At 28.4% G+C, this 1,007-nt stretch carries 1 protein-coding gene; it reads left to right on the top strand.

Going from position 1 to position 1,007, the window contains the following annotated elements; all coding sequences use genetic code 11:
- Window positions 1-1,007, top strand: a 1,007-nt coding sequence (locus HG1285_RS00060) for a methyl-accepting chemotaxis protein (RefSeq protein ID WP_008289768.1), incomplete at both ends; no start/stop codon positions are given.

Genomic DNA, 1,007 nt, shown 5'->3' on the forward strand with positions numbered 1-1,007 from the left:
AAAGAAAAAATTTTAGAAAAGAAAAAAAATGGAATTAAGCATGTTGAAATTTATAAACCTGCCGTTGCTGAAAAGTACTGCCTCATGTGTCATGTAAATGCAAAAGTGGGAGACGTGCTTGGAGTTATATATATTGATAAAAACTTAAAAAATAGTGAAAGTATAATAAAAGGAGCTTTATTTAATCTGGCAGTTTTTTTAACAGTCGGCACAGTATTTATAATTTTAGGTTCATTTATTTTCTCTAATATTTTTATATTCAAGCCTTTGAACTTATTAATAGCAAGAAGTAAAGACCTGGCAGAAGGAGAGGGAGACCTTACGAAGAAAATTGAGATTAACAGAAAAGATGAAATTGGAACCGCTGTTAATTTTATAAATAAATTTATTGATAAGTTGAGAGATATGATTATTCAAATAAAAAATAAAATTTCAATTTTAAGTAAAGCCAATGAGAATGTAGACAAAGCAACAAAAGTAATAATAGAAGATGTAAAGTACCAAAATGAAGAGATATCAAATGCTAAAAAGCTTTTAAACGATATTAAAGAAAGTTCTTCTTTATCTGAAAATTCTTCTAAAAAAGTTCAGGAAATAGCAAGTCAAAATTATGAAGAGTTAAATAAAGTTGTAAATGCATTATCTAATCTTGTAAGAGACATACTGGAAATAAGCGATAAAGAAGAAAACATATCCAGAAAAGTTCTAAATTTATCTGATAAAACTGAAGACATACGAAACATATTGAACCTAATATCAGAAATTGCTAAGCAAACTAACTTACTTGCATTGAATGCTGCGATAGAGGCTGCAAGAGCTGGTGAATTTGGCAGAGGTTTTGCCGTTGTTGCTGATGAAGTTAGAAATTTAGCAGAAAAAACAGAAACTACAACTGTTCAAATAGAAGAAAATATAAAATCAATAATAGATGAAATTAATACTGTAAGCAAACAGATACTTGAAAACTCAGAATTTATGAAAAGAACAAGTGATGATGCTCTTGCTTT

It is taken from the genome of Hydrogenivirga sp. 128-5-R1-1, assembly GCF_000171895.1.